1 protein-coding gene is annotated in these 782 nt (G+C 64.2%); it reads right to left on the bottom strand.

Features of this window, described 5'->3' with window-relative positions:
- A partial coding sequence (locus tag ACFPO9_RS27710) for a right-handed parallel beta-helix repeat-containing protein (protein WP_379777684.1) occupies positions 1-782 on the bottom strand: 782 nt, incomplete at both ends.

Consider the following 782-nt stretch of genomic DNA (forward strand, 5'->3'; position numbering starts at 1 on the left):
TCAGGTTGTCCGAACCGTCGCCGAAGAAGATGCCGCCGTCGCTCGGCGTGGTCATGCCGACCGTGCCGCTGTTGCTGACAGTCGTGTTGGTCACCTTGGCGCCGACGATCGAATACCAGCCGTCGATGCCGTTGCGGCGCGAGTTGGTCACGCTGCTCTGGTCGACCGTCAAGCCGGTGCTGCCGCTGGCCCAGATACCGTCCATTTCGCTGTTGACGATGTCGGTATTGAGCACCTTCAAGGTTTTCGCAGTGTTGGCGCTGATGCCGTTGTTGGCGGCGAAGATCTTGATGTTGTTCACCGTGATCCCGCTCGAGTTATCGGCATTGATGCCGTTGGCGCTCGGCGAGGCCCAGGCGCGGCCCTCGGGGCTCTGGCCGTCGGCGGTCCAGATATACAGGCGGCCGTTCTGCACCGCCCATTCGCTGGCGGTGTCGAGCATCCACAGCTTGCCTTCGACGTAGAAGGGCTTTGCGCTGCTGACGCTGTTGCTGGTGAGCGCCTGCATCTTGGCGACCGACTGGTTGTCCAGGTAGACCATGTTGGCGCCGCTCAGGTCGCTGCTCGGCATGCCCGAGGTCGAGGTGGCCCAGCCCGAGTTCGGCCAGTGGGCCTTGCTCATCGGTGCGCCGCTGATGGCGACCTGGACCGGGGTGAAGGCGATCGGCGCACTCCAGATGTTGCCGCTGTACTTGGTCCAACCGGTCACCGCGTTACCCGGCGAGATGGTCGCCTTGCCGCAGGTGCCGGCCGTGGTGACGGTGACGTTCGACTTGCCATTC

Origin of the sequence: Massilia aerilata (genome assembly GCF_042656905.1) — a bacterium.
GTDB lineage: Bacteria > Pseudomonadota > Gammaproteobacteria > Burkholderiales > Burkholderiaceae_D > Telluria > Telluria aerilata.